Below are 20,781 nucleotides of genomic sequence, written 5' to 3'. Positions count from 1 at the left end.
AGGAGTATCGATTATGAAAGCAACCGCCGCACCATTGGATGCGACCTTGACGGTTGACGCTTCCCGCCGCGCGGCCGGCCGTACCACGGTCGGTGCGCGCGGCAGGAAGCCGCTGACCTGGAAAAAGCGTTCGACCCCGTGGGTGTACATGGCCCCGGCCATGGTTGTCCTGCTGCTGATGACGGTGGCACCCACTATTTTTATCTTCTACTCAGCCTTCCGCAACGACAAGATCCTCGGGGGTGTGGGCAAATTCGTTGGACTGGATAACTTCATCGAGGCGGTCACCAATGCCTCGGTCCAGCACGCATTCCTGATCACGTTCGGCTTCGTCGCGGTCGCGGTGATCCTGGAGATGATCCTGGGCTTCGCCCTGGCACTCCCGCTGGCCGCCCAGACCCGCGCCAATAAAGTCGGGGCCGCCCTCATGCTGCTTCCGTTCGCCGTCACCCCGGCGGTCGCGGCAATGGTCTTCAAGCAGCTGCTGAACCCCAACTACGGTTGGGTAGGCTACTACCTCGGCGTCTTCGGATTCCCCAAAGGCATCGACCTGCTCGGTGATCCGACATCAGCATGGATCGTCCTGGTCATTCTCGACATGTGGCAATGGACCCCGTTCATCGCCCTGATCCTGATGGCCGGCCTTCAGTCCCTGCCGGGCGAGCCCCGGGAAGCAGCCATGGTAGACGGAGCGACCCCATGGCAGATGTTCCGGCACATCACCTTTCCGGCCATGGTGCCGTTCATCGCGATCGCAGCCGTACTGCGGACCATCCAGGCCTTCAAAACCTTCGATTCGTTCAAGATCCTTACCGGCGGCGGTCCCGGTGAGTCCACCGAGATCATCAACCTCGGCATATTCCGCGTCGGCCTTCAAAGCTTCAACGTCGGTCTCGCCTGCGCCCTGGGCGTGGTCTTCCTGATCATCCTCTCGCTCCTTATCCCCTTCATGCTGCGCATCATCGGCCGCCGAGCAGACCCTGAGGAAATGTAATGACAACGACATCATCAACCAGCCGCGGCGGTGCCATGGCACGCGTCATCATCGGACGTACCTTCCTATGGGCATGGCTCCTGATCGGCCTCGTGCCGCTGCTGTTCATGCTCATCACCTCCATCAAGCCGGCCGGGATCGCCAACCAAATCCCCCCGGCCTGGATCTTCCAGCCCACTCTGGACAACTACGCCTCCGTGCTGTCAGCCGGCGGCGGGAAATCCGAAAGCTTCGGTCAGCTGCTCACCAACAGTGCGATCGTCAGTCTCGGCGCCACCGCCCTGGCCATTCTCGTGGGGGTGCCTGCCGCCTACGCCCTGACCATGAGGGATTTCCGGGCCCGCAAGGGACTCTCATCCTGGATCCTGTCGACCTACATGTTCCCTCCCATCGTCGCCGTCATCCCTATCTTTGTCTTCGCCGGCAAGCTCGGGCTCATGGACACCTACCCGGCCCTGATAATCCCGTACGCTGCCTTCAACCTGCCCATCGTGGTCTGGATCCTGCGCAGCTCGATCCTGCAGTTGCCCTACGAGATCCAGGAAGCAGCCATGGTTGACGGGGCCTCGACCTGGGAGGTCCTCCGCCGGATCATCTGGCCCCTGCTCGTGCCCTCCGTCGCCACGGCCGCCGTACTGACCATCGTCCTGTCCTGGAACGAATTCCTGTTCGCGCTGTCTCTGACCCGCAGCGGAGCCAAGACTGCTCCAGTGGGTCTGCAGCAGTTCACCGGCATGTACGGCACGGACTGGGGTAACATCACCGCCGCCGCGACCCTGATCGTCGCGCCCATCCTGGTGCTCATGGTCGTGTTGCGCCGCCAGATGGTCGCAGGCCTGACCTTCGGTGCGGTCAAGTAAATGAGTATTGGAGAAGAAAAAATGAAAGCAGTCATTCTCCCCGGTGACAAAAGAGTCACAGTCGTGGAACGCGAGCTCCCGAAGCCGGGACCGCATGAGGTGCTGGTGCGGACCCGTGCCTCCGCGATCTGCCGCAGCGACATGAGCATCTACTACGGCACCCCGATTGTCGGCGGAGAAGGCGCAGGCCAGGGTTCGGTGATCCCCGGGCACGAGGCAGCAGGCGAAGTCGTCAAGGTCGGAAACGCCGTGACCCATGTCAAGGAAGGCGACCGCGTTGCCGGCTACCTCGCTCTGGGTTGCGGATTCTGCGAGTACTGCCTCAGCGGTTACATGATGCTGTGCAACCAGTGGAAATGCTTTGGTTTCGACGTCCACGGCGGTGACGCCGACTACTTCGTCCTTCCCGAACGCAACTGTCTCCAGCTCCCCGACGAACTCAGCTTCCGCGCCGGGGCGGTGATGACCGACATGGTCGGCAGCCAGTACCACGTGCAGAAGCAGCTCGGCGTGGCCGGCGGCAAAACCGTAGCTGTCTTCGGCATGGGACCGATGGGATCCGCCGCGGTACTCATCGGCAAGGCCTTTGGCGCCCGTGTCATCGCCGTCGACGTCATCGACCACCGTCTCGAACAGGCCAGCTCCCTTGGCGCGGACGCCGTCATCAACAGCACGACAGCCGACGCCGTCCGGCAGATCCGGGCCCTAACCCAGAGCCGCGGAGCCGACGTCTGCATCGATTGTTCCGGCAACCCCGCCGGGCAGAACTCGGCCCTTGACGCCGCCGCCAAGCTCGGCGCCGTCGCTTTCGTCGGTGAGTCGCGGGCCACGCAGATCAACCCCAGCGACCAGATGCTCAGAAAGCTGCTCACCGTCGTCGGTGGCTGGTACTTCCCCATCAGCGAATGGGAAGAAATCGTCCGCCTGGTCATCGACCAGAAAATCCCGGTCGAAAAACTCATCAGCCACGACTTTTCCATCGACCAGGCCGAGGAAGCCTTCCGCGCCTTCGATCAACGCGAAACCGAAAAAGCCGTCTTCGTCTGGTAACCCCCGGTCAGACCCCCCCCAAGGAGAGAACCCATGTTCAGATATGCCGCCGAGCTCGTCCCCTACCACGACCACGGATTCGAAGACTCGATCCGCGACCTTGCCGACATTGGCTTCAAGGAAGTCAACCTCTGGTCCTCCGCCGCTCCGCTGGCACACCACGTCAATCCGGGAGATGACCCCGGAAAAATCCTCGGGGTGCTGGACAAATACGGGGTCAAACCCTGCGGCCTCACCGTGTATGGAAAGACCCAGGACGAGATCCTTGAACGGGTCGATTTCGCCGCGGACCTCGGAATCGACACCCTCGTCTTCGACTGCGAAGCCAACTACCCCGACTTCGTCTCCACCTTCCTGCCACCCATCGTCGAAGCAGGAGCGCGCCGCGGAGTCCGGATCGCGGTCGAAAACCATCTCACCGTCCCTTTCGCCGCCGACTTCGAATCCGGCGCCAACGAAGACCAGCGATGGGACGAAGGCGTTGACACGCTCGCGCAGATGAAACGGCTCATCCGCGACATTGACGACCCCTACCTCGGCGTCTGCATCGCTCCCCCGCACCTGTGGGTGATGCAGGACACCATCAGCGAAGCGATCACGTTCCTCGCCGAGCGCAAGAGGCTCTTCTACTACTACATCTGGGACATCGACCGCGCCTACCGCCACGGCACCGACGGGCTGAACTTCGGTCACGCCGACCAGCAACTTCCCCGCCCCGACGGGACACTTGACCACTCCGTGATGCTGGGAACACTGCGCCGCGTCGGGTACGAAGGCGTGGCCAGCCTCAAATGCCACGGAACGCAGGGATGGAGCTTCGAAAAAATCGGTGAACACCTTCGCGCGTCCGACGCCTATGTCAGGGACTGCATGAAAAAATCCCAAGCCCTCTGAGCACCCCCGGACCCAGCCCACGGTCCGGGGTCTGCAGCGGCGCCGGTATTTTCCTGGCCGTACCCGATCTGCAGTCCCCGGACATCAAGAACGGAATCCGACATGGCAGCAAACGCTGCCACAGCCGACGAGACAACCTTTTGATCCCGACGCGCCGACCCTCCGCAAGCCGGACAATCCAGTAGAGCCAAGGAGAACCAATGTCCCGCCCCTACACCCTGTTCACCGGCCAGTGGGCCGATCTGCCCTTCGAGGAAGTCGCCCGCCTCGCCTCCGGATGGGGCTACGACGGCCTGGAAATCGCCGTCTCCGGAGACCACCTGGACGCCTGGCGCTGGGACGAACCCGGCTACGTCGAGTCCAAACTCGCGGTGTTGGAGAAGTACAACCTCAAGGTCTGGGCCATCTCCAACCACCTCAAGGGCCAGGCCGTGTGCGATGACCCCATCGACTTCCGGCACGAGGCCATCGTCGGTTCCAAGGTCTGGGGTGATGGCGAACCCGAAGGCGTGCGGCAGCGCGCCGCCGAGGAAATGAAACACACCGCCCGCCTCGCCCGCGCTTTAGGTGTGGGTACCGTCGTCGGGTTCACCGGGTCCTCCATCTGGCAATACCTCGCCATGTTCCCGCCCGTCCCCGAGAAAGTCATCGACGCCGGCTACCAGGACTTCGCGGACCGCTGGAACCCCATCCTTGACGTCTTCGACGAATGCGGCGTCCGTTTCGCCCACGAAGTCCACCCCTCCGAGATCGCCTACGACTACTGGACCACCGTCCGGACCCTGGAAGCGATCGGGCACCGGGAAGCGTTCGGGCTGAACTGGGACCCCTCGCACTTCATGTGGCAAGGCATCGACCCCGTCTCCTTCATCTGGGACTTCAAGGACCGGATCTACCACGTGGACTGCAAAGACACCAAGCTCCGCCCCACCGGCCGCAACACGGTCCTCGGCTCCCACCTGCCATGGGGCGACCCGCGCCGCGGCTGGGACTTCGTCTCCGCCGGACGCGGCGACGTGCCCTGGGAATCCTCCTTCCGGGCCCTCACCGCGATCGGCTACACCGGGCCGATCTCCGTGGAATGGGAAGACGCCGGCATGGACCGCCTCCACGGCGCCCCCGAAGCCCTCGCCGCCCTCAAAAAATACGACTTCCCCGCCTCGAACACCTCCTTCGACGCCGCCTTCAGCCAGTAGCCAGCCGCGGGGCATGACGCGCTGTGACCAATTCGGCGGGGGCGAAGGCGACATCAGAAACCAGAAAGGACTCCACAAATGGATCCAGAAGAAGCACCGCGGCGCATCGGCATCCTGGGAGCGTCCCGCGTCAGCCCGACATCCATCGTTGAACCTGCCGGGCTGACAGGTGCTCGGCTCGTGGCCGTCGCAGCCCGCGACCGGGACCGTGCAAAGGACTTTGCCGACCGGTACGGCGTGGAACGGGCACTCGGTTCCTACGAAGAGCTAGTCAATGATCCAGAGGTCGAAGCGGTCTATAACCCGCTCGCCAACTCGCTGCACGCACGATGGAACCTGGAGGCCATCGCCGCGGGAAAACACGTCCTGTCAGAGAAACCGTTCGCCGCAAACGCGGCAGAAGCCAGGGATGTGCGCGACGCAGGCAAACGCGCGGGCGTCAAGGTCGTCGACGGCTTCCACTATCTCTACCACCCCGTCACGAAGAGACTCCACGAACTGGTCGCCTCCGGGGAACTCGGCGAGCTCCAGCGCGTGGAAACCATGGTGATGATTCCGCCCCCACCACCCGAAGACCCCCGGTGGTCGCTGCCTCTGGCGGGCGGAGCCCTCATGGACCTTGGCTGCTACAGCCTCCATGCCATCCGGGCCATGGCCCATCTGGCAGGAGGGAATCCCACCCTCATCGATGCCCGGGGCGCCGAACGGCACGGATTGCCTGGGGTGGACGAATGGGTTGACGCGGACTTGGTCTATCCCTCCGGCGTTACCGCAACGGCCCGATGCAACATGAACGGGACCAAAGCTGAAATGACCTACCGCGCCATCGGAAGTAAAGGAGAAGCCACCGTGGCAAATTTCATCCTCCCTCATACCGATGACAGCCTCGAGGTGAAAACGAATGACGGCCGACGGATCGAGCGCACGGACACCAGATCCTCCTACACCTACCAGCTGGACGCTTTCACCGCCCTGATCCGGCACGGAATCCCCATGCCCACAGACAGCGACGACGCCGTCCAAACCGCGGAACTAATCGACCAATGCTACAAAACCATCGGACTGGAACCCCGCGGAATGTCTCACTTCGACTGAGACTGTCTCGGAATGACCGAGACTAGCGTCCTCGTCGAGGTGAAAACAACTGACGGCCAGGCCGAGCATCCGGACGCAAGATCCTCATCCCGCTGCAACAACTGACGGTTTGCCTTGCCCTGCGTCGGGGAATCGACCGCGACCGCCCAGCCGGGCTAAAGAAGGTCACAAAAACGTATGAAGGGTTGCACGAGGGTAAAGATGAGAAGACGAATGCTTGGCCGTGCGGGCCTGTCGGCGTCATCAGTGGGCATCGACATTAGCACGATGGATGTGTGCACTAGCCAGCTGCTCGGGGGACGGCATTGTGCGCGCCGTGGAAGGGAGCCTTCAGCGCCTTGGCCTCGACCTTCTCCCGCTCGTCTTGCTGCGTAAACCCGAAGAGTTCAGCTTTGAACCAGCAACGGCGCATAGCGGTCCTCTTGCAACGCTCGTTGGGTTGCGGGATCACGGCATGATCAATCATCTCGGCATTGCAAGCGGTCCGATAGATCTCCAACTGAAGTGCCTGCAAACTGATGCGTTCGACGCCCTGATTAGCCACGTTCCGTCTAACCTGCTGGATCGGGCGGCCGAGCCGCTGATCGAGAATGCCGTCTCCCGGGAGGTGGCATTCGTCAATGGCGCGCCATTCACCGGCAGATTACTTTTGGATGGGGAGGGAAGGTCTACCCAGGGCATGAACTGGGAGAGGGGTCCGGCACGTCTGGAACGCAGCGATAAGATGCGGTTGATCTGTGTCCCCCTAGCGGCAGCTGCCCTGCAGTTCTCGAAGCTTGATCCACGAGTTGCCTCAACGATCGTTGGCGCCAGCACCTCGTCGAAAGCCGATTTTGTCACGGACCTTTGAGATGTGGGCAGTGTCGGGTGCGAGGAGGACAACGTCGTGCCCGGCCTTGAATACGTCTGGTGCAGCTCATCGGATTCGACGGCGAATCCGGGCGGGTGGCGTTCAGCGACGGCGAATCCGGGCGGGTGGCGTTCAGCGACGGCGTTATCGGCGTCTGAACCCGGGCCCGGTCACGAGACCCATCCCAGCCGATTCCGACACCGGATCCACTGTGATCCGAACTGTTCCCTTGCGGTCCCGGACGAGGTCGGTGAATGCATGGTCGGTTTCGACGCCGCCCAAAGTCCATGCATGGCGTAAGTCAAAGGACTTGTCGGCAGTCGGGTGCGGCACATTAGGGGGTGACCTATGCGACAACATCGCCTTTCTGGAAACCATCACCGGCGGCCGCTCCCTCCGGTTCCCATCCATTCGTGCTCGGCAAGGCATGCCCATGCGCTGGCCTTATGGTTTCCGGAAATCCATCCGATCAACTCGCATTCTTCTACCGCGACAAACTCGCAGTCACTGACTCTTTCGTGCCGTATCTGGTAACTCCGGCCAGCATCTGCAGCGGTGATCTCGACTCGATTCATGATCTATATAGATAGGTGCAATGACAAGCATGTGTTGGACTCATAGGTGAGTGAGAGCGGAGTATGGCAGTACACCAAAAAGACCGCAAGTACAGGAGCGTTCAGCAATCTGAAAACTACGGTGCGGCGGTCTTGACGTATCGACAGGAGCCCAGTTTTGATCAGGCATGTATTCATTTGGCAGGCAGCAGAAACGACTGACAAGTCGACCATCCTCGACCTTCTAACCCAGCTTTCGGACAAGTTGACGATGATCCGCAGCTGGGAATTGGGAAGCCACGTGGGAGAGCCCAACGAGAACGGCGACCCGTGGGATGGCGTCCTCATCACGGACTTCGACTCCTGGGCCGACCTTGAAGCATATTCGTCGGACCCGTTCCACGAAGAGATCGTGCAGCAATTGCTTCCCATGGTCCGCAGTCGCGCGGTTGTCGACTTCGTTCGAGAGGCTGAGTAACTGTGACGACCAACATCGCAGACGTGAAGTCCGCCATCAAGGTCGCGACGAGCCCTTACGGTGCGGACGACGAGCTTGGAGCCCTGAACGCTCTTGCGCTCACTGCACAGGCAAAGGCCCTCGGCCGAGTGGATACGTCGAAGGTCTATGACCTCAGCGTTGACTACTTCGTCGGTATGCCCAGCTTCCAGGCGGCCGGAGACCCCTCATATCAGATTTTCATGAGCCACACGCCTGAAGGCACTATTGTGGACAATCTGAACGGCGCCGGCGACCAGATTAACCGCCACGTATGTTACTCGGGTGACGTGGTTTTCCTCTACACCCACACGGGCACGCATATCGATGCTCTGAACCATTTCGGTGTCGACGGCGCCATCTACAACGGCTTCACCGCGAAGGAACACTTGGGAAGTCGCAACTGGACCAAGGGTGGCGTGGACACCATCCCTCCGATCATTGCCCGAACAGTGCTGCTGGACATCGCCAAGTTAAAGGGCGTGCAATGCCTCGACGACTCCTACGCCATCACGGTCGCGGATGTTGAAGAGGAGCTTGAGCGAACGGGCCTCACCATTGGAGAGGGCGACGTTGTCTTCGTCCGAACGGGGCGGATGGCCTACTGGCCCGACGGTAGCAAGGCCCTCGGGAACCCTCCCGGCCTCAGCTTGGATGCTGCTCGCTGGCTGACCGCTCAAGGAATCAGTGTTATTGGCGCCGATCAGGAGTGCGTGGAAGTTGGCCCCAGCCAGCACATTGACAACTGGCTTCCAGGGCATTGCCACTTCCTCGCAGAGGCGGGTGTACCCATGATCGAGCTCTTGAACCTTGAAGAGCTTTCAGCTGACGACGTCAACGAGTTCTGCGTGATCGCAGCACCGATTCGACTCAAAGGCGCGACGGGCGCCCCCATTCGCCCGGTGGCTCTGAAACTCAACTGATTCTGTCCAAGCTGGAAGAAGTTCACTCGTCCGGGTCCCTGATGACCTGAACGACAATCCAAATAACCACGGGAGAGTCCACGGGCGAGAGCCACGGGCTATTGTTCCAAGTTTCAAAGGAGGAACTGATGGATCTCAAGGGCACAAACAACACGGTCGAGGTCACTGACGCTTTGTACCGGGCTGGTTCCGACGGGGACCAGATGGGCAAATGGTCGCTGTTCATGGCGTTCTACGGCATCGCCAGTGCCATGTTCATGCTCTATATCGGTGCGGCGATGGCGGTCGCGTACGGGACGGTGAACGCGATCATCGGACTCGTGCTAACCATTATCACTTACAGCCTGATCAATCGTGTGTTGGCGAAGCATTCGATCAACAACCGCACCACTGTCGCGCGGTTCTCCCGGACCATCTTGGGGAAGGCCGGCACGATTATCGCCAGTGTGATCCTGGCGTTGACGGCCATCTACTACGCCGTGTTCGAGGGCTCAATCGTGGTGTATGCCTTCCAAGCGGCCTTCGGTGGCGAACATTGGATCTGGAGCCTCGTGGTCGTAGTCTACTCCACCCCCCTCATTCTCGGCGGAGTCCGACGTTTCCTGGACAAGCTCAACGGCTGGCTGCTGCCGCTGTACCTGCTGGGGTTGGTCGTAATGGTGGTATGGGCCGGGGTGAGGTTCGGGTTCACCGATGCCTGGCTGACCCACACTCCGGGAGCTGAGCTTCCCCTCGCGGCCGGAGGCCCTGGATGGCTTGCCACCTTCGCAGCCTACCTGGGCGTTTGGGTGCTGATGATGTACACCATGGATTACGCGGCGCTGGGCAAGCGCCAGGACACGGGGTTCCACACCAAATACACCTTCACTTGGCCGTTCTGGACACTCACCTACGGCGTGAACGCCTTGGTGGGCATCTTCCTGACGTTCACGATTCCCGGCCTGCAAGTTTCGGAATCAGGCCTCTCCGGCGGGCTGGTGGCTTTGATGGGACCGATCGGCCTTGTCCTCGTCCTCGTCTTCCAAACCCGAATCAATACCGCCAACTATTTCATCGGCGCAGCCAACCTGCAGGAATTCGGGGAACGGCTGTTCCGAGTAAAGCTTCCAGCAGCATTCTGGGTGATTGTCTCCTCGGCGATCATCTACCTGCTGATGCTGCTGCCGATCATCCAGTACCTGCTCCTCGCCTTGGCATGGCAGGGAGTCCTGGTCAGCGGATGGGTCGCAATCGCTCTCACGCACATTCTTCTCAACCGGACACGGAAAGATGAACACGGTCTGCTCGGGGACGAGCACTACCGGCAGGTCCACTACCCGGGTCTGATCGCATGGACGGTGGCTACCGTCGTGGGTATTTTCCTCACCAGCGCCTTCCCTTGGGGCGCGACTTGGGGCCCGATCGCAACAGTGATTGTCGCCAGCGGCTTGTACGCCGGGCTTCGGGGTGCATTCAGGCAGCACAGCGCGTTGCATGCCCCCACCGAAACCGGACCCAAGCCGGCCTAGCCACAGACGCAAGCGGTGATAACTGATCAAAGACAAACGATTGCTAGTCCCGGCCCGCCCCGTGCGACCCCCATGCAAGACCAAACCCATGTCGGTTCGTCAAATGAAAACCAAACACGCACATGCAATCCATAAAGAAAGAAATTGGAGAAGTAGCAATGAAACTTGGAGTGTTCCTTCCGAACGGTCAAAACGGATATATCATCTCGGACTCGAGTCCCCAGTACATCCCCAGCTACGACCACTGCCTGGAGATCACCCAGGAGGCAGAACGTATCGGGCTCGACTTCATTCTTTCGATGATCAAGTACCGCGGATTCGGGGGTACGACCGGCTATTGGGATAGCTGCCTCGACTCCATCGCCTTGGCGTGCGGGTTGGCGGCACAGACGAGCAAGATCGACGTTTATGCCACCGTCCCGATTTTGGGAATTCACCCTGCTATCGCGGCTCGTCAGCTGGCAACTTTCAATGACATCGCCAAGGGCCGGGCGGGCGTGAACCTCGTCACCGGCTGGAACCGGCCGGAGTACGAGCCCATGGGGTTGTGGCCCGGCGATGACTACTACGACCGCCGCTATGATTACGCCGCTGAATACGTCGAGATCATGAGGACGCTGTGGCGTGATGGGCGGGCTACATTCGACGGCGAATTCTTCAAGCTCGACGACGCGACATGCTATCCCGCTCCAGAGCGTGAGCTTCCGATCGTCACCGCGGGACAGTCGCCGCGTGGTCAGATGTACACCGCGCATCATTCCGACTACAACTTTGTGTTCGGCGACCGCGAACTACTGCCCAAGATTGCACAGCCCGTTCTCGACGAGGCGGCCAAGGTCGGACGCGATGTGGGCACGCTGGCTCTCTTTACGATCATCGCTGACGAGACAGACGAAAAGGCACGAGCCAAGGCCCAGGCCATCGTCGATGGCCAGGACAAGGAAGCGCTTGCAAACGTCGTCGGCAGCGCGTCTAAGGACCCGCAAAAGGGCGGCACGAGCGAGCACTTCGTTAACGGCCTCACCGCCCCCATCGAAGAAGGCAACCTCACTTTCATGAGCTTCCCCGTGCTGCACGGATCGTACGAAAGCGTGGCCGAGCAGATTGCCACACTGGAGCGTGACACCAACGTCAGCGGTCTGCTCATGACGTTCGTCGACTACGTCCCCGACCTCAAGATCTTCGGAGAAAAGGTCCTGCCCCTCGTTCGCGAGAAGTACGCCGCTCTCCAGCTGGCATAAGTCGGTCGCATTCCCCGCCAGGCGGTCTGGAGCTCATGCTCCAGCCGCCTGGAAAGGGTCGAACCGGCCGCCAGTTCCTCAATGAGACAGACCTCCGCCCGCATCTTCATCAGGATGGGCATTTCTTTTCCACCAGCAGCTCATCGACGCCGCCACGCTGCGCGTGGGCCGAACACCAGGAAATCATGGATGCTTTGGTTGCAGGCGATGCTATTCAGACGCAGAAGGCTATTGATGAACACCTTGCTGTGACTCCCGCTCCGGACCTGACTGTCGGAACTTCTGTCCACGAAAAGCCCCCCGAACATACACAACAAATGGGAGTTCTTCCATGCGTCTTGCAGTCGCTCAAATCATCAGCGGTGCTGACCCAACGGCCAACCTCGACTTGGTGAGGGAATACGCCGCTCAGGCCAAAACGGCGGGCGCCGCACTTGTCGTCTTCCCTGAGGCAGTTATGCGCGCCTTCGGGCACTCGCTTGCCGACGTCGCCGAGCCCCTCGATGGCCCGTGGGCTGAGGAAGTACGCCGCATAGCCAAGGAACTAAACATTGCGATCGTCTTAGGAATGTTCACTCCCGGACAGGGCAGCCGGGTACGGAACACTCTGCTGGTCACAGGACCGGGCATTGACGCCTCCTATGACAAGGTCCACCTCTTCGACGCCTTCGGCTTCACCGAATCGGAAACCGTTGACGCGGGCGAAAGACCCGTAACTTTTGAGCTCCATGGCACCGTCTTCGGATTAGCAACCTGCTACGACGTCCGTTTCCCCGCCCTCTTCTCGGCCAACGCCAGAGCGGGCGCCCAAGTCAACATTGTTTGCGCATCTTGGGGTGCCGGCGAGGGAAAGGCAGAGCAGTGGGACCTGCTAGTCCGTGCCCGGGCCCTAGACAGCACCACCTTTGTGGTGGCCTGCGGTCAAGGGGATCCCGAAACCATGGGGGCGGAACCCGCGGGCGCTGCTCCGACCGGGATCGGCCGCAGCGCAGTGATCTCTCCACTGGGCTCCACTTTGGCGAAGCTTGAGGGAGAACCTGAGCTGGTCGTAGTAGATATCGATCCTTCGCTGGTGAACGATGTGCGCACCAAAATTCCGGTGCTGGCCAACGCCCGCCAGTTCCAGGTGTCCGCCGAGCCTTCCCTATCAACTGATACGAAGTGAGAAACGAACGATGAGACTGAAAGCAACGATCGTTGTGGGAAATCCCAAACCGATGTCACGCACGCTTACGGTCGCGAAGACCTTGGTTGAGAAGCTCCTCGATCCCGGTCATTACGTGCTGGAGATCATTGATTTGGCCGACCACACAGATGAGATTTTCGCATGGCCCTCTGACGAAATGGCGGCGCTGAATGCCCGGGTCGCAGAGAGTGACCTAGTGGTGTTTGCTTCCCCCACATATAAGGCCAGTTACACAGGACTTCTCAAGGCCTTCCTTGACAGGTATCCGACAAATGGTCTTTCTGGGGTAACAGCAATTCCGGTTCATATGGGAGGGGATCTCACCCACGCCATGAGTCCTACGGTCAACCTCGCACCTCTTTTGGTCGAATTGGGGGCGGTCGTTCCGGGCCGGGGCTTCTACTTCGTGTCCAAGCAAATGGACCGTCTGGAAGAAATCGCCGGACAAGCTGCCGCGGAGTATGCAGCCAACCTCGCCTGCCTCGCTAAAGTCGCGTCAACAACGGTCCATTTTCCCGAACCGGTTGCGTAACGGCACCATCAGAGGAGCCAGGGAAATGGCAATTGTTGCCCACAAAATTCTTCATGGGCCCGCATTAGATCCCCAGGTTTTTCCGTGACACTCTGGGGCAAGGCTGGGTTAGAAAGTCGAGGAACGCCGACTTGCCAGCCGTTTCTGCTGCCTGCCCAATGAATTCGTGCCTGATCAAAACTGGGCTCCTGTCCGTCAGACCAACACGGCGTCGGTTGGAAACCGGCATTAAGCGAGATGCGCTTGTCATCGTTTTGCGCTTCCATATACATGATGTGAGCGAGCGAGCCATCTGTCCAACACATACTTGTTATTGCACCTATCAACAAGCATCATAGATGAATGGAGCTCCAACAATTTCGCTATGTGGTCGCCTTGGCGGAGGAGGGGACTTTTACCCGTGCCGCAGCCAAGTGTTTCGTGGTGCAGTCGGCCCTGAGCCACCAGATTAAGAACCTGGAGAACGAACTGGAAGTGGAGCTTTTTCGCCGCACCAGCAGACGCGTCGAGATCACCGCTGCAGGCGAGGCGTTCCTGAAGGCAGCACGTGCCAGCCTGAAATCTGCCGAACAAGCCGCCGTCGATGCCGCAGCGGTAACAGGCCAGATCCGGGGACGTCTAAGAATAGGACTCATTCCCACTGTGACCGCCATCGATGTGGCGGCAGCATTGAAGGTCTTTCTCCACAAGCACCCAAAGGTTCATATCACCCTCCAGGTCGCAGGCAGCGATGAGCTGGAATCAGCGATCACCCGAGGCGACATCGACGTCGGCCTGCTCGGACTTCCCCGGAACCGGGCACCGCAGGGCGTAGCCTGGCGGCACTTGAGCACTGATCGACTGGTCGCCGTCGTCAGCTACGAACATTCGCTTGCCGGTCAACATGAGATACAGCTAAGCGACCTGGCCCAGGAGACCTTCGCCGACTTCCCCACCGGGACACAGGCGCGTGCCGAAAGCGACCTCGCCTTCGCCGCTGCGGGAATCCACCGAGAGGTGATATGCGAGACGATGGCCACCGACTTCACGATCAACCTGATTCGACAGAACCTCGCCGTTACGCTCCTGCCGTCTCGGTACGCGCTCCGCTACCCCGATCTGGTCAGCCTTCCGATCACTGACGGGCCCTCCCGAATTGAATACCTCGCTTGGGATGATTTCAACCCCAGCCCGGCCATCCGCGCTTTCCTCGACATCGTCGAGTAAGCAGAGCCGGCGCCTTCGGAGCGCCGGTTCTTCAGGAAGATCAGGCTGTTGAACTCCAAATTGCACTTGTCGGCGATTGGGCTAGCCGGAAGATCGGGAATAGGAGGACGCGACTGGCGGGTCACCAGGTTTCAAAGCCCTCGGAGGCTTGTCATGAAGCGGATAGCTTTAGAAAACAGCAGGTGGAACCGTCAGCCGCCCACCGAGAGTCCGCGGGCAGTTCGAAAGGAAAGGGACGTGATTCACGAGGGCTGCCCGGTCTGCCGTTCCGCTCCCGATTTCCTCGATTGTCCCTGCTGCTCGTGATTCGATCGGCCAGCACGGCCCCGTCGACCGGCTAGGGGATCATAAGCCGGAGGTTGATGTCACTAAACATCCGGACTACGCGCGTCGGTGAGTCCCGTATAACAGAAAGCACAGGTGCCACTTTGTCGGGTATAAATTGGAAGGGATCCGGGATTCTTTGCGAACGGTATGAGTTGGCTGCGCCTGTAGATCTGCGGTGCCGTTGTGGAAGACTGTTGCCGTGAGTTGGGCAGAAGCCGTCATGCGACTGAAACAAGGCGCTTTCGACGCGGCGCCGCTGGCAACGGCCATCTTTCGCAGGGAGACCCCCGAACGTCTGGTGTTCCTTGCCGGAAACAGCGAATTTGTTGCGCTCGTCAATGGCAACGCTGTTCCGGGGCGAGGCACTGAAAACGATCTCCCCGCGGCCCTGACCCGGCTTGTGACCGCATCCCTTTCCGCTACGTCCGACGCCCCCACCGTAGCAGTCCACCTTGGCGAACGTCTGGAAGCTTTCCGTCCGCGAATCAAGCCGTTCAACGTGCCTGAGGACCCGAATGATTACTTGCTGGTCCAACTGACCGCGCTCACCGAGCAGGATTCTGCGGAACACGACCTGTACTCCACCATCCGGCATCTCAAGGACCTCTTGGATAACTCAACGGCGCTGATGTACGTCAAGGACCTTGAAGGGCGCTACCTCATCGCCAATAGCTACTACGCCAGCCTCCTCGGGCTCAGCGCGGAATCAATCATCGGTCACACCGACTACGACCTGTTCGCGAAACCGATTGCTGATGCCTACACCAAGAACGACGACATGGTAATCAGGACTGCCCAGTCCATCGAGGTAGAAGAACCCCTAGCCATCGGTGACAAGGCTGACCCGGACGAGGACAGTCGCTGGCTCTCCATCAAATTCCCACTCAAGGACGATACTGGCAATCCTTACGCTCTTGGCGCGATCTCCACCGACATCACCGACCGCAAGCGCGCTGAGAGAGCAGCCCGCGACGCGATGCATGAGGCAGAACGTGCCAACCGGTCAAAGGACGAATTTCTGTCCAGGATGAGCCATGAGCTGCGGACGCCACTGAACGCCATTCTTGGCTTCGCGCAGCTGCTTCGAGACCTTCCGCTCAATCCTGGGGGCGCAGAAAGTGTCGGTCATATTCTTGACGCCGGCAAGCATCTGTTATCTCTCGTAAACGATGTCCTTGACATCACCTGGATAGAAGCTGGAGCTCCTGGCATCGCCACCGTACCTGTCCCAGCTATCGAACCTTTACACCAGGCTCTCCAGCTCATTCGCCCGCTCGCGGCTGCGAGTGACATCGAGATCGCCAGTGACCTCCATGGCGCCCTCCACCGCCACATCCTGGCCGACACGCAACGCCTTCGACAGGTCTTCCTTAACCTGCTCGGAAACGCCGTTAAGTTCAACACCCCACAGGGCGCGATACGCGTTTGGTGCGAACCCGGAGATGGTTCCCTGCGTTTCCTCATCATGGACACGGGCCCCGGAATGGCTGAAGCCGACATCCAACGATTGTTTACGCCTTTCGTGCGGCTATCCCACGCTGCTGACGTCGAAGGGTCTGGCCTGGGGCTGGCCCTATCCAGGAAGCTTGTCCAAGAGATGGGCGGTGTTCTGGGCATAGAACACACCGCCCCAGGCGAGGGCTCAACGTTCTTTGTCGACATGCCGCTCGCGGCGACGCCAGACGAAGATGCCAAAGCAACCGTTCCAGACCAGGAAGCGCTAACAACTCCAGATGAAGCCGACGCGACAATACTCTATATTGAAGACACGCACGCAAATATCCGCTTGGTAGAGAACATCATCGCCGGGATGGACAGGCTGAATCTGATCTCCGCAACCACTGGTAAATCAGGAATCGCGCTGGCAAAAACGACGCCACCCCGACTCATCCTGCTTGACTTGAACCTCTCCGACATGTCGGGGGCCGAGGTAATAAAACAGTTGCAGCAAGATGAGCGCACAATACACGTTCCGGTCATTATTCTCTCCGCAGATGCCACTCCTACCCGCATCGCAGAGCTGCGCGAGACCGGGATTCTGGATTACGTCACCAAGCCTTTCGAAATCGACCAATTCACGCGCACGATCCGCCGTGCTTTGGCGCAGCCGTGAAGACCATCACCGTATTCATCGCCGACGACCATCCCGTCTACAGGGAAGGCCTCGCCAGAAATTGGGAGGGTGTGCCGCAGATCAACGTCATAGGATCAGCAGGGGACGGCAAGAATGCACTCGCGGCTATTAGGCAGCTGAAACCGGACGTGGCCGTGATGGACATAAACCTGCCCGAGCTCGATGGAATGCAGGTCTTGGAATCGCTTTTCGCGGAGGAATCCCCCACCCGCGTTCTCGTACTCACTGCCTACATGGACAGCACAAGCGTCTACCGGGCCTTCGCTCACGGCGCCAGGGGATTTCTTGAGAAGGCAGCATCGTTTAGTGAAATTACGGACGCCGTCCTTCAGATTGGCGCCGGTGCCACCATCATCGCCCCCTTTGCCCAGGACGTTCTTGCCCGGGAACTCCGTACTCGCCGGGAGACAACGGAAAAACCAACCCTGACCCCCCGTGAACTCGAAATTCTTCGATTGGCAGCCGATGGGTACTCCGGCCAAAAGATCGCAAGCGAACTCCATGTCTCCCTCGCGACCGTCAAAACGCATCTACAGCACATCTACGACAAATTAGATGTCTCCGACCGCGCTTCCGCGGTAGCTCAGGCGATTCGCCGTGGCTTCCTTCGTTGAGATACCAGCACGAACAAGTCCTCCGTTTCTCAAGACCAGCGTCAACGCCTGGTGCCGAAGCTACCGCCCCTAGAACACCGTGCTTCGGCCTATTGCAACCGTGAATGCGGGCAGGAGGCTCGTTATCCCGCGTGAAGAGATGGGATTTTAGTATGCATGACGCTGGGCAGACATCATTCTTTTGGCTAAGAAAAGTACATTCCTTTGGCACACCGACCGGGTGATGTGTGCCACTTCGCTTCGACCAAGAATAGGAATGTCACCGAAACGAGGTGAGAAGCAAGCGATGCCGATGGCGACGATCGTGCTTCTCTCTCCACCGGTAGCCACACCTTAGTAGGAGCTGAAGACCATGACCATTGCACTTCACAAGCCGCTCGTCCATGAGCGGGTGTTCGATCCCCGGGTTTTTCGTGACACTCTGGGGCACTATGCCTCGGGTATCACCATCATCAGTGGGATCGATGAGGAGGGCCCGATCGGGTTCACCTGCCAGTCTTTCTATTCGGTCTCTACCGAGCCGCCGCTGGTCTCGTTCAGCGTGATGACGAACTCGACCACCTACCCGCGGCTGCGTGAGACTGGAAAGTTCGTGGTGAACGTGCTCGCCCAGGACCAGCACACAATATCGAACCAGTTCGCCCGCAAAGGGACCGACAAATGGGCCGGCATCGAATGGTCGCAGACTGTCGCGGGCAACCCCGTCATCGCCGACACCCTGATGTGGCTTGATTGCGATATTTGGGCTGAGCACGGGGCAGGCGACCACTACATCGTCATCGGGCGTGTCAACGAAATGAGTCCCGCCTCCTGGCACACGGCAGCGCCCCTCCTCTACTTCAAGGGCGAGTACCGCCACCTGCGTGAACTCGACGAACCATCCGAGTGAAAAAGAACACTAAGAGTCCTGTATCTGCGGCAGATTCTCCCCGAGCGAAGGCAGCGCCACGCCGAGGACGGTGGGGCCCCACAATGCGGAAGTTACCCGACCGCTCCTCCCTACAGAAGGATCCGGCTGAACGCTGGAGGGTCCGACAGGGTCGCAGTCGCCCGCGCTGCGGCAGAGATTACCCGTAAGAGCGCAGAACTGACCTACGAGGCAATTGAGGAAACCACCGGCCTGCCCGTGGGGTACCTGAGATGGGCCTTCCCCACGAAGGAATCACTGAAATTATCGTCGACCGCTTCGTGAGCATGTCTCCATACGCCATCTATTAGTTGATCGCGTGAGAGAGGAAGCTGTCATGTCAAGTGCATTCCATTCCTTGCGGGCCGCCAATTGCGCTGACGGGGAGACGCAACCCGCCCCGCTGCGCTTCGGATCGTAGCTCTATTAGGAGACGGCGGAACCGCGGTGGCTTCGGAGTACAGCCTGACGGAATCGCTGTTACTCCGCTAAATATTCATCCGCGAAGCGGTCGTCAACAATGGCGGAGAAGTCCGCCAAGAGTAAGGACTTATGACTATCCAGACAGCATCTGATCACCTCGCCATAGCTGTTCAAACGCGAACGGAACTGGACGGTGCCTTGGACAGGGCGCTGGAAATTTTGAAGCCCGTGGCCGTGCTCGAAGGAGTCGGCATCCTGGTCACACGGCTCTCCCCGGGCCGCTACGAGGCCCGGCTCAACGCTGAGCTGCCGCCGGGCATGACGAGGGAAAGCTGGGGCACGTCCTCCGATGAACCAAGGTAACTGCGGTACCTCCGGCGAGATGACGGACAACTTGATGCCGCCACATGCCCCACAGCCGGCCAAACTCCCTGCTCGTTGCGGAACGCGGCTGAGAACCTCGCTGCGTGCCGAAAAGGGCGGAGGACTCCCTGACACGATATGAAGTCGATGCCTTCCTGTTGCTTGCGTCGGGGCACCGAGTCGTTATCCTGGATCACGAAACCGGTGGAGGACAAACGCGCCAGCTCGCGGACGCACTCGGCATGGTAGAGGACCCTGACGGCAGCGCCATTATCCACGAGGTGGATTTCAGCGAGCCCTTCGAAGAAGTAAAGGCACCAGTCGCCGCGATCGCCGTGGACCTCATGGACTCCCTCACCACCCGCGAACGCAGCGCCGGCCGGCGCATCATCGATGGACTTCTCCATGCCTGAGTCCGCAGAGACGGCCTGCCCCACCGACCATCGCGAAGTATGGGATGTCCCCGTCCCGCCGGGTGGATGGGGTACTCCCTGGCCGCAGTGCGTCGAGCTCGCAAGGTTATTGCCGTCCACCCAGTGGATGCTCGTCTGCGGGTTGATGGTGCAGCTGCACGCGCCGCCGCGGTGCTCGCCGTCACGCGCCCGACGGCGGACGTCGACATTGTTCTCCACATCGAAACAGGTGCGACGACGTCGTCAGTCAGTGCCGTCCTTGACCGGCTTGGCTACACCGTCCACAAGTCCATTGACGATGATGCCCCGGCGCACCGTTTCGTTCACGGGAAGCAGCAGATCGACGTAATGGTGGCAGACCACCTTGCACCGAAACAGATCCCCAGACTCGGGGGACGTCAACCCTTCCAGGTCACCGGCGGCACCCAGGCCCTGCAGCGGACAGTCAATTGCCGCATGATCGTCGACGACGCCGGGCCGGTGTTCATCAGCATCCCCAACACCCTAGGCGCGCTCGTGCTCAAGGGGCCGCCTACCGGGAAGATTCCCGAGACAAGGAGCGGCATCTGGACGACGCCGTCGTCTTGTGTGCAACCATCAGGAATCCCCTGATCACAGCAGGCCACATGAATGGCAGCGACAAGTCCCGCATCCTGAGCCTGCATAAGAAACTCGCCGACCCGGGCCACCGGTCCTGGCAAATGCTAGACCCGGCGGACCGGACCACCGCGATGGATCCGCTGCGGATCCTGGCCATCAACCATAGTCTCCCGCTGCGGAACCGGCTCAAGAGCGGCTGACGACGGCCGTCGCCCGCGCGGCTGCCCCGCGGCGGCGATGGACATGATGCGCTGGACCCGCAACGGCCCGGACAACAAATAGACGATGGCCTTGATCTGGAATGCATTTCCATCCCAAAACGTGGGGTGGGTTCGGAACTGGCCACAAGAAAAGCCCTCCGCCCCAGCGTTTCCGGGCGGGTTCTAGCGGTCGTTGCAACACCCAGAATTTTTGG

General features: G+C 60.2%; 24 protein-coding genes. 21 read left to right on the top strand and 3 right to left on the bottom strand.

Annotation, left to right across the window (positions count from 1 at the left end; all coding sequences use genetic code 11):
* The first annotated feature begins 13 nt into the window (after positions 1-13).
* From ABD884_RS03900 to ABD884_RS03870, 7 genes are all read left to right on the top strand, one after another.
* Positions 14-994 (top strand): carbohydrate ABC transporter permease, encoded by a 981-nt coding sequence (locus tag ABD884_RS03900; RefSeq protein ID WP_345037004.1) that lies wholly within the window; start codon positions 14-16, stop codon positions 992-994.
* Positions 994-1,854: a carbohydrate ABC transporter permease gene (locus ABD884_RS03895; RefSeq protein WP_345036996.1), complete on the top strand. Its 861-nt coding sequence runs from the start codon at positions 994-996 to the stop codon at positions 1,852-1,854. Before ABD884_RS03900 ends, ABD884_RS03895 begins: the two co-directional genes overlap by 1 nt.
* Positions 1,855-1,875: 21 nt before the next feature.
* Positions 1,876-2,904, top strand: a complete 1,029-nt coding sequence (locus tag ABD884_RS03890) for a zinc-binding dehydrogenase (protein ID WP_345036989.1) — start codon at positions 1,876-1,878, stop codon at positions 2,902-2,904.
* Between the two features lie 33 nt (positions 2,905-2,937).
* Positions 2,938-3,798 (top strand): sugar phosphate isomerase/epimerase family protein, encoded by an 861-nt coding sequence (locus tag ABD884_RS03885; protein WP_028265016.1) that lies wholly within the window; start codon positions 2,938-2,940, stop codon positions 3,796-3,798.
* A gap of 200 nt (positions 3,799-3,998) precedes the next feature.
* A complete protein-coding gene (locus ABD884_RS03880; protein WP_345036980.1) occupies positions 3,999-4,994 on the top strand; it encodes a sugar phosphate isomerase/epimerase family protein in 996 nt (331 codons plus the stop codon).
* 78 nt (positions 4,995-5,072) lie between these two features.
* Positions 5,073-6,089 (top strand): Gfo/Idh/MocA family protein, encoded by a 1,017-nt coding sequence (locus ABD884_RS03875; RefSeq protein ID WP_345036975.1) that lies wholly within the window; start codon positions 5,073-5,075, stop codon positions 6,087-6,089.
* 271 nt (positions 6,090-6,360) lie between these two features.
* On the top strand, positions 6,361-6,939 hold the full coding sequence (locus ABD884_RS03870; RefSeq protein WP_345036966.1) for an aldo/keto reductase: 579 nt from the start codon (positions 6,361-6,363) through the stop codon (positions 6,937-6,939).
* A gap of 144 nt (positions 6,940-7,083) precedes the next feature.
* Here ABD884_RS03870 and ABD884_RS03865 read toward each other — a convergent pair whose 3' ends face one another.
* Positions 7,084-7,272, bottom strand: coding sequence for a hypothetical protein (locus ABD884_RS03865; protein WP_028265019.1), 189 nt, complete (start codon positions 7,270-7,272; stop codon positions 7,084-7,086).
* A gap of 44 nt (positions 7,273-7,316) precedes the next feature.
* A complete protein-coding gene (locus ABD884_RS03860; protein WP_345036954.1) occupies positions 7,317-7,514 on the bottom strand; it encodes a hypothetical protein in 198 nt (65 codons plus the stop codon).
* Positions 7,515-7,671: 157 nt separating this feature from the next.
* Between ABD884_RS03860 and ABD884_RS03855 the strand changes: the two genes are divergently transcribed.
* The 4 genes from ABD884_RS03855 to ABD884_RS03840 all read left to right on the top strand — a co-directional run bounded on the left by ABD884_RS03855 (position 7,672) and on the right by ABD884_RS03840 (position 11,661).
* Entirely contained in the window at positions 7,672-7,971 is a 300-nt protein-coding gene (locus ABD884_RS03855; protein ID WP_345036949.1) for a Dabb family protein, read from the top strand.
* A gap of 2 nt (positions 7,972-7,973) precedes the next feature.
* The gene (locus ABD884_RS03850) at positions 7,974-8,912 is read left to right on the top strand and encodes a cyclase family protein (protein WP_345036944.1); all 939 of its coding nucleotides are present in this window, start codon (positions 7,974-7,976) and stop codon (positions 8,910-8,912) included.
* Positions 8,913-9,040: 128 nt separating this feature from the next.
* Positions 9,041-10,420, top strand: coding sequence for a purine-cytosine permease family protein (locus ABD884_RS03845; RefSeq protein ID WP_345036933.1), 1,380 nt, complete (start codon positions 9,041-9,043; stop codon positions 10,418-10,420).
* Positions 10,421-10,578: 158 nt separating this feature from the next.
* A complete protein-coding gene (locus ABD884_RS03840; protein WP_028265022.1) occupies positions 10,579-11,661 on the top strand; it encodes an LLM class flavin-dependent oxidoreductase in 1,083 nt (360 codons plus the stop codon).
* Positions 11,662-11,801: 140 nt separating this feature from the next.
* Here the strand turns inward: ABD884_RS03840 and ABD884_RS03835 are convergent, their stop codons facing one another.
* Positions 11,802-11,951 carry a hypothetical protein gene (locus tag ABD884_RS03835; protein WP_345036914.1) on the bottom strand — a complete coding sequence of 50 codons (150 nt, stop codon included), beginning with the start codon at positions 11,949-11,951 and terminating at the stop codon, positions 11,802-11,804.
* Between the two features lie 41 nt (positions 11,952-11,992).
* Between ABD884_RS03835 and ABD884_RS03830 the strand changes: the two genes are divergently transcribed.
* From ABD884_RS03830 to ABD884_RS03785, 10 genes are all read left to right on the top strand, one after another.
* A complete protein-coding gene (locus ABD884_RS03830) occupies positions 11,993-12,826 on the top strand; it encodes a carbon-nitrogen hydrolase family protein (protein ID WP_345036907.1) in 834 nt (277 codons plus the stop codon).
* A gap of 10 nt (positions 12,827-12,836) precedes the next feature.
* Positions 12,837-13,379 (top strand): NADPH-dependent FMN reductase, encoded by a 543-nt coding sequence (locus ABD884_RS03825; protein WP_345036898.1) that lies wholly within the window; start codon positions 12,837-12,839, stop codon positions 13,377-13,379.
* A gap of 342 nt (positions 13,380-13,721) precedes the next feature.
* Positions 13,722-14,585, top strand: a complete 864-nt coding sequence (locus ABD884_RS03820) for a LysR family transcriptional regulator (protein ID WP_345036891.1) — start codon at positions 13,722-13,724, stop codon at positions 14,583-14,585.
* 526 nt (positions 14,586-15,111) lie between these two features.
* Entirely contained in the window at positions 15,112-17,025 is a 1,914-nt protein-coding gene (locus ABD884_RS03815; RefSeq protein WP_345036883.1) for a hybrid sensor histidine kinase/response regulator, read from the top strand.
* Positions 17,022-17,660, top strand: coding sequence for a response regulator (locus ABD884_RS03810; RefSeq protein ID WP_345036875.1), 639 nt, complete (start codon positions 17,022-17,024; stop codon positions 17,658-17,660). The genes ABD884_RS03815 and ABD884_RS03810 overlap by 4 nt, the downstream gene beginning before the upstream one ends.
* 352 nt (positions 17,661-18,012) lie before the next feature.
* Positions 18,013-18,549, top strand: a complete 537-nt coding sequence (locus tag ABD884_RS03805) for a flavin reductase family protein (protein WP_345036868.1) — start codon at positions 18,013-18,015, stop codon at positions 18,547-18,549.
* A 570-nt stretch (positions 18,550-19,119) separates the two neighbouring features.
* Positions 19,120-19,353 carry a hypothetical protein gene (locus ABD884_RS03800; RefSeq protein WP_345036860.1) on the top strand — a complete coding sequence of 78 codons (234 nt, stop codon included), beginning with the start codon at positions 19,120-19,122 and terminating at the stop codon, positions 19,351-19,353.
* 104 nt (positions 19,354-19,457) lie between these two features.
* Positions 19,458-19,766: a hypothetical protein gene (locus tag ABD884_RS03795; protein WP_345036855.1), complete on the top strand. Its 309-nt coding sequence runs from the start codon at positions 19,458-19,460 to the stop codon at positions 19,764-19,766.
* A 39-nt stretch (positions 19,767-19,805) separates the two neighbouring features.
* Complete coding sequence (locus tag ABD884_RS03790; RefSeq protein WP_345036847.1) at positions 19,806-20,378, top strand: hypothetical protein; 573 nt, start codon at positions 19,806-19,808, stop codon at positions 20,376-20,378.
* Positions 20,379-20,392: 14 nt separating this feature from the next.
* Entirely contained in the window at positions 20,393-20,566 is a 174-nt protein-coding gene (locus tag ABD884_RS03785) for a hypothetical protein (protein WP_345036844.1), read from the top strand.
* Positions 20,567-20,781: the final 215 nt, after the last annotated feature.

The organism is Arthrobacter methylotrophus, from assembly GCF_039539965.1.
GTDB classification, from domain to species: domain Bacteria; phylum Actinomycetota; class Actinomycetes; order Actinomycetales; family Micrococcaceae; genus Arthrobacter; species Arthrobacter methylotrophus.
Note: the sequence above shows the minus strand (reverse complement) of the source record. Positions and strands in the feature narration are given on the sequence as shown.

Excerpts from the sequence above, each read along its gene's own strand:
- ABD884_RS03900 (WP_345037004.1), top strand. The coding sequence starts at position 14 with ATGAAAGCAACCGCCGCACCATTGGATGCGACCTTGACGGTTGACGCT.
- ABD884_RS03895 (WP_345036996.1), top strand. The coding sequence starts at position 994 with ATGACAACGACATCATCAACCAGCCGCGGCGGTGCCATGGCACGCGTC.
- ABD884_RS03890 (WP_345036989.1), top strand. The coding sequence starts at position 1,876 with ATGAAAGCAGTCATTCTCCCCGGTGACAAAAGAGTCACAGTCGTGGAA.
- ABD884_RS03885 (WP_028265016.1), top strand. The coding sequence starts at position 2,938 with ATGTTCAGATATGCCGCCGAGCTCGTCCCCTACCACGACCACGGATTC.
- ABD884_RS03880 (WP_345036980.1), top strand. The coding sequence starts at position 3,999 with ATGTCCCGCCCCTACACCCTGTTCACCGGCCAGTGGGCCGATCTGCCC.
- ABD884_RS03875 (WP_345036975.1), top strand. The coding sequence starts at position 5,073 with ATGGATCCAGAAGAAGCACCGCGGCGCATCGGCATCCTGGGAGCGTCC.
- ABD884_RS03870 (WP_345036966.1), top strand. The coding sequence starts at position 6,361 with ATGTGTGCACTAGCCAGCTGCTCGGGGGACGGCATTGTGCGCGCCGTG.
- ABD884_RS03860 (WP_345036954.1), bottom strand. The coding sequence starts at position 7,514 with ATGAATCGAGTCGAGATCACCGCTGCAGATGCTGGCCGGAGTTACCAG.
- ABD884_RS03845 (WP_345036933.1), top strand. The coding sequence starts at position 9,041 with ATGGATCTCAAGGGCACAAACAACACGGTCGAGGTCACTGACGCTTTG.
- ABD884_RS03840 (WP_028265022.1), top strand. The coding sequence starts at position 10,579 with ATGAAACTTGGAGTGTTCCTTCCGAACGGTCAAAACGGATATATCATC.
- ABD884_RS03830 (WP_345036907.1), top strand. The coding sequence starts at position 11,993 with ATGCGTCTTGCAGTCGCTCAAATCATCAGCGGTGCTGACCCAACGGCC.
- ABD884_RS03825 (WP_345036898.1), top strand. The coding sequence starts at position 12,837 with ATGAGACTGAAAGCAACGATCGTTGTGGGAAATCCCAAACCGATGTCA.
- ABD884_RS03820 (WP_345036891.1), top strand. The coding sequence starts at position 13,722 with ATGGAGCTCCAACAATTTCGCTATGTGGTCGCCTTGGCGGAGGAGGGG.
- ABD884_RS03805 (WP_345036868.1), top strand. The coding sequence starts at position 18,013 with ATGACCATTGCACTTCACAAGCCGCTCGTCCATGAGCGGGTGTTCGAT.
- ABD884_RS03800 (WP_345036860.1), top strand. The coding sequence starts at position 19,120 with ATGACTATCCAGACAGCATCTGATCACCTCGCCATAGCTGTTCAAACG.
- ABD884_RS03790 (WP_345036847.1), top strand. The coding sequence starts at position 19,806 with ATGGGATGTCCCCGTCCCGCCGGGTGGATGGGGTACTCCCTGGCCGCA.
- ABD884_RS03785 (WP_345036844.1), top strand. The coding sequence starts at position 20,393 with ATGAATGGCAGCGACAAGTCCCGCATCCTGAGCCTGCATAAGAAACTC.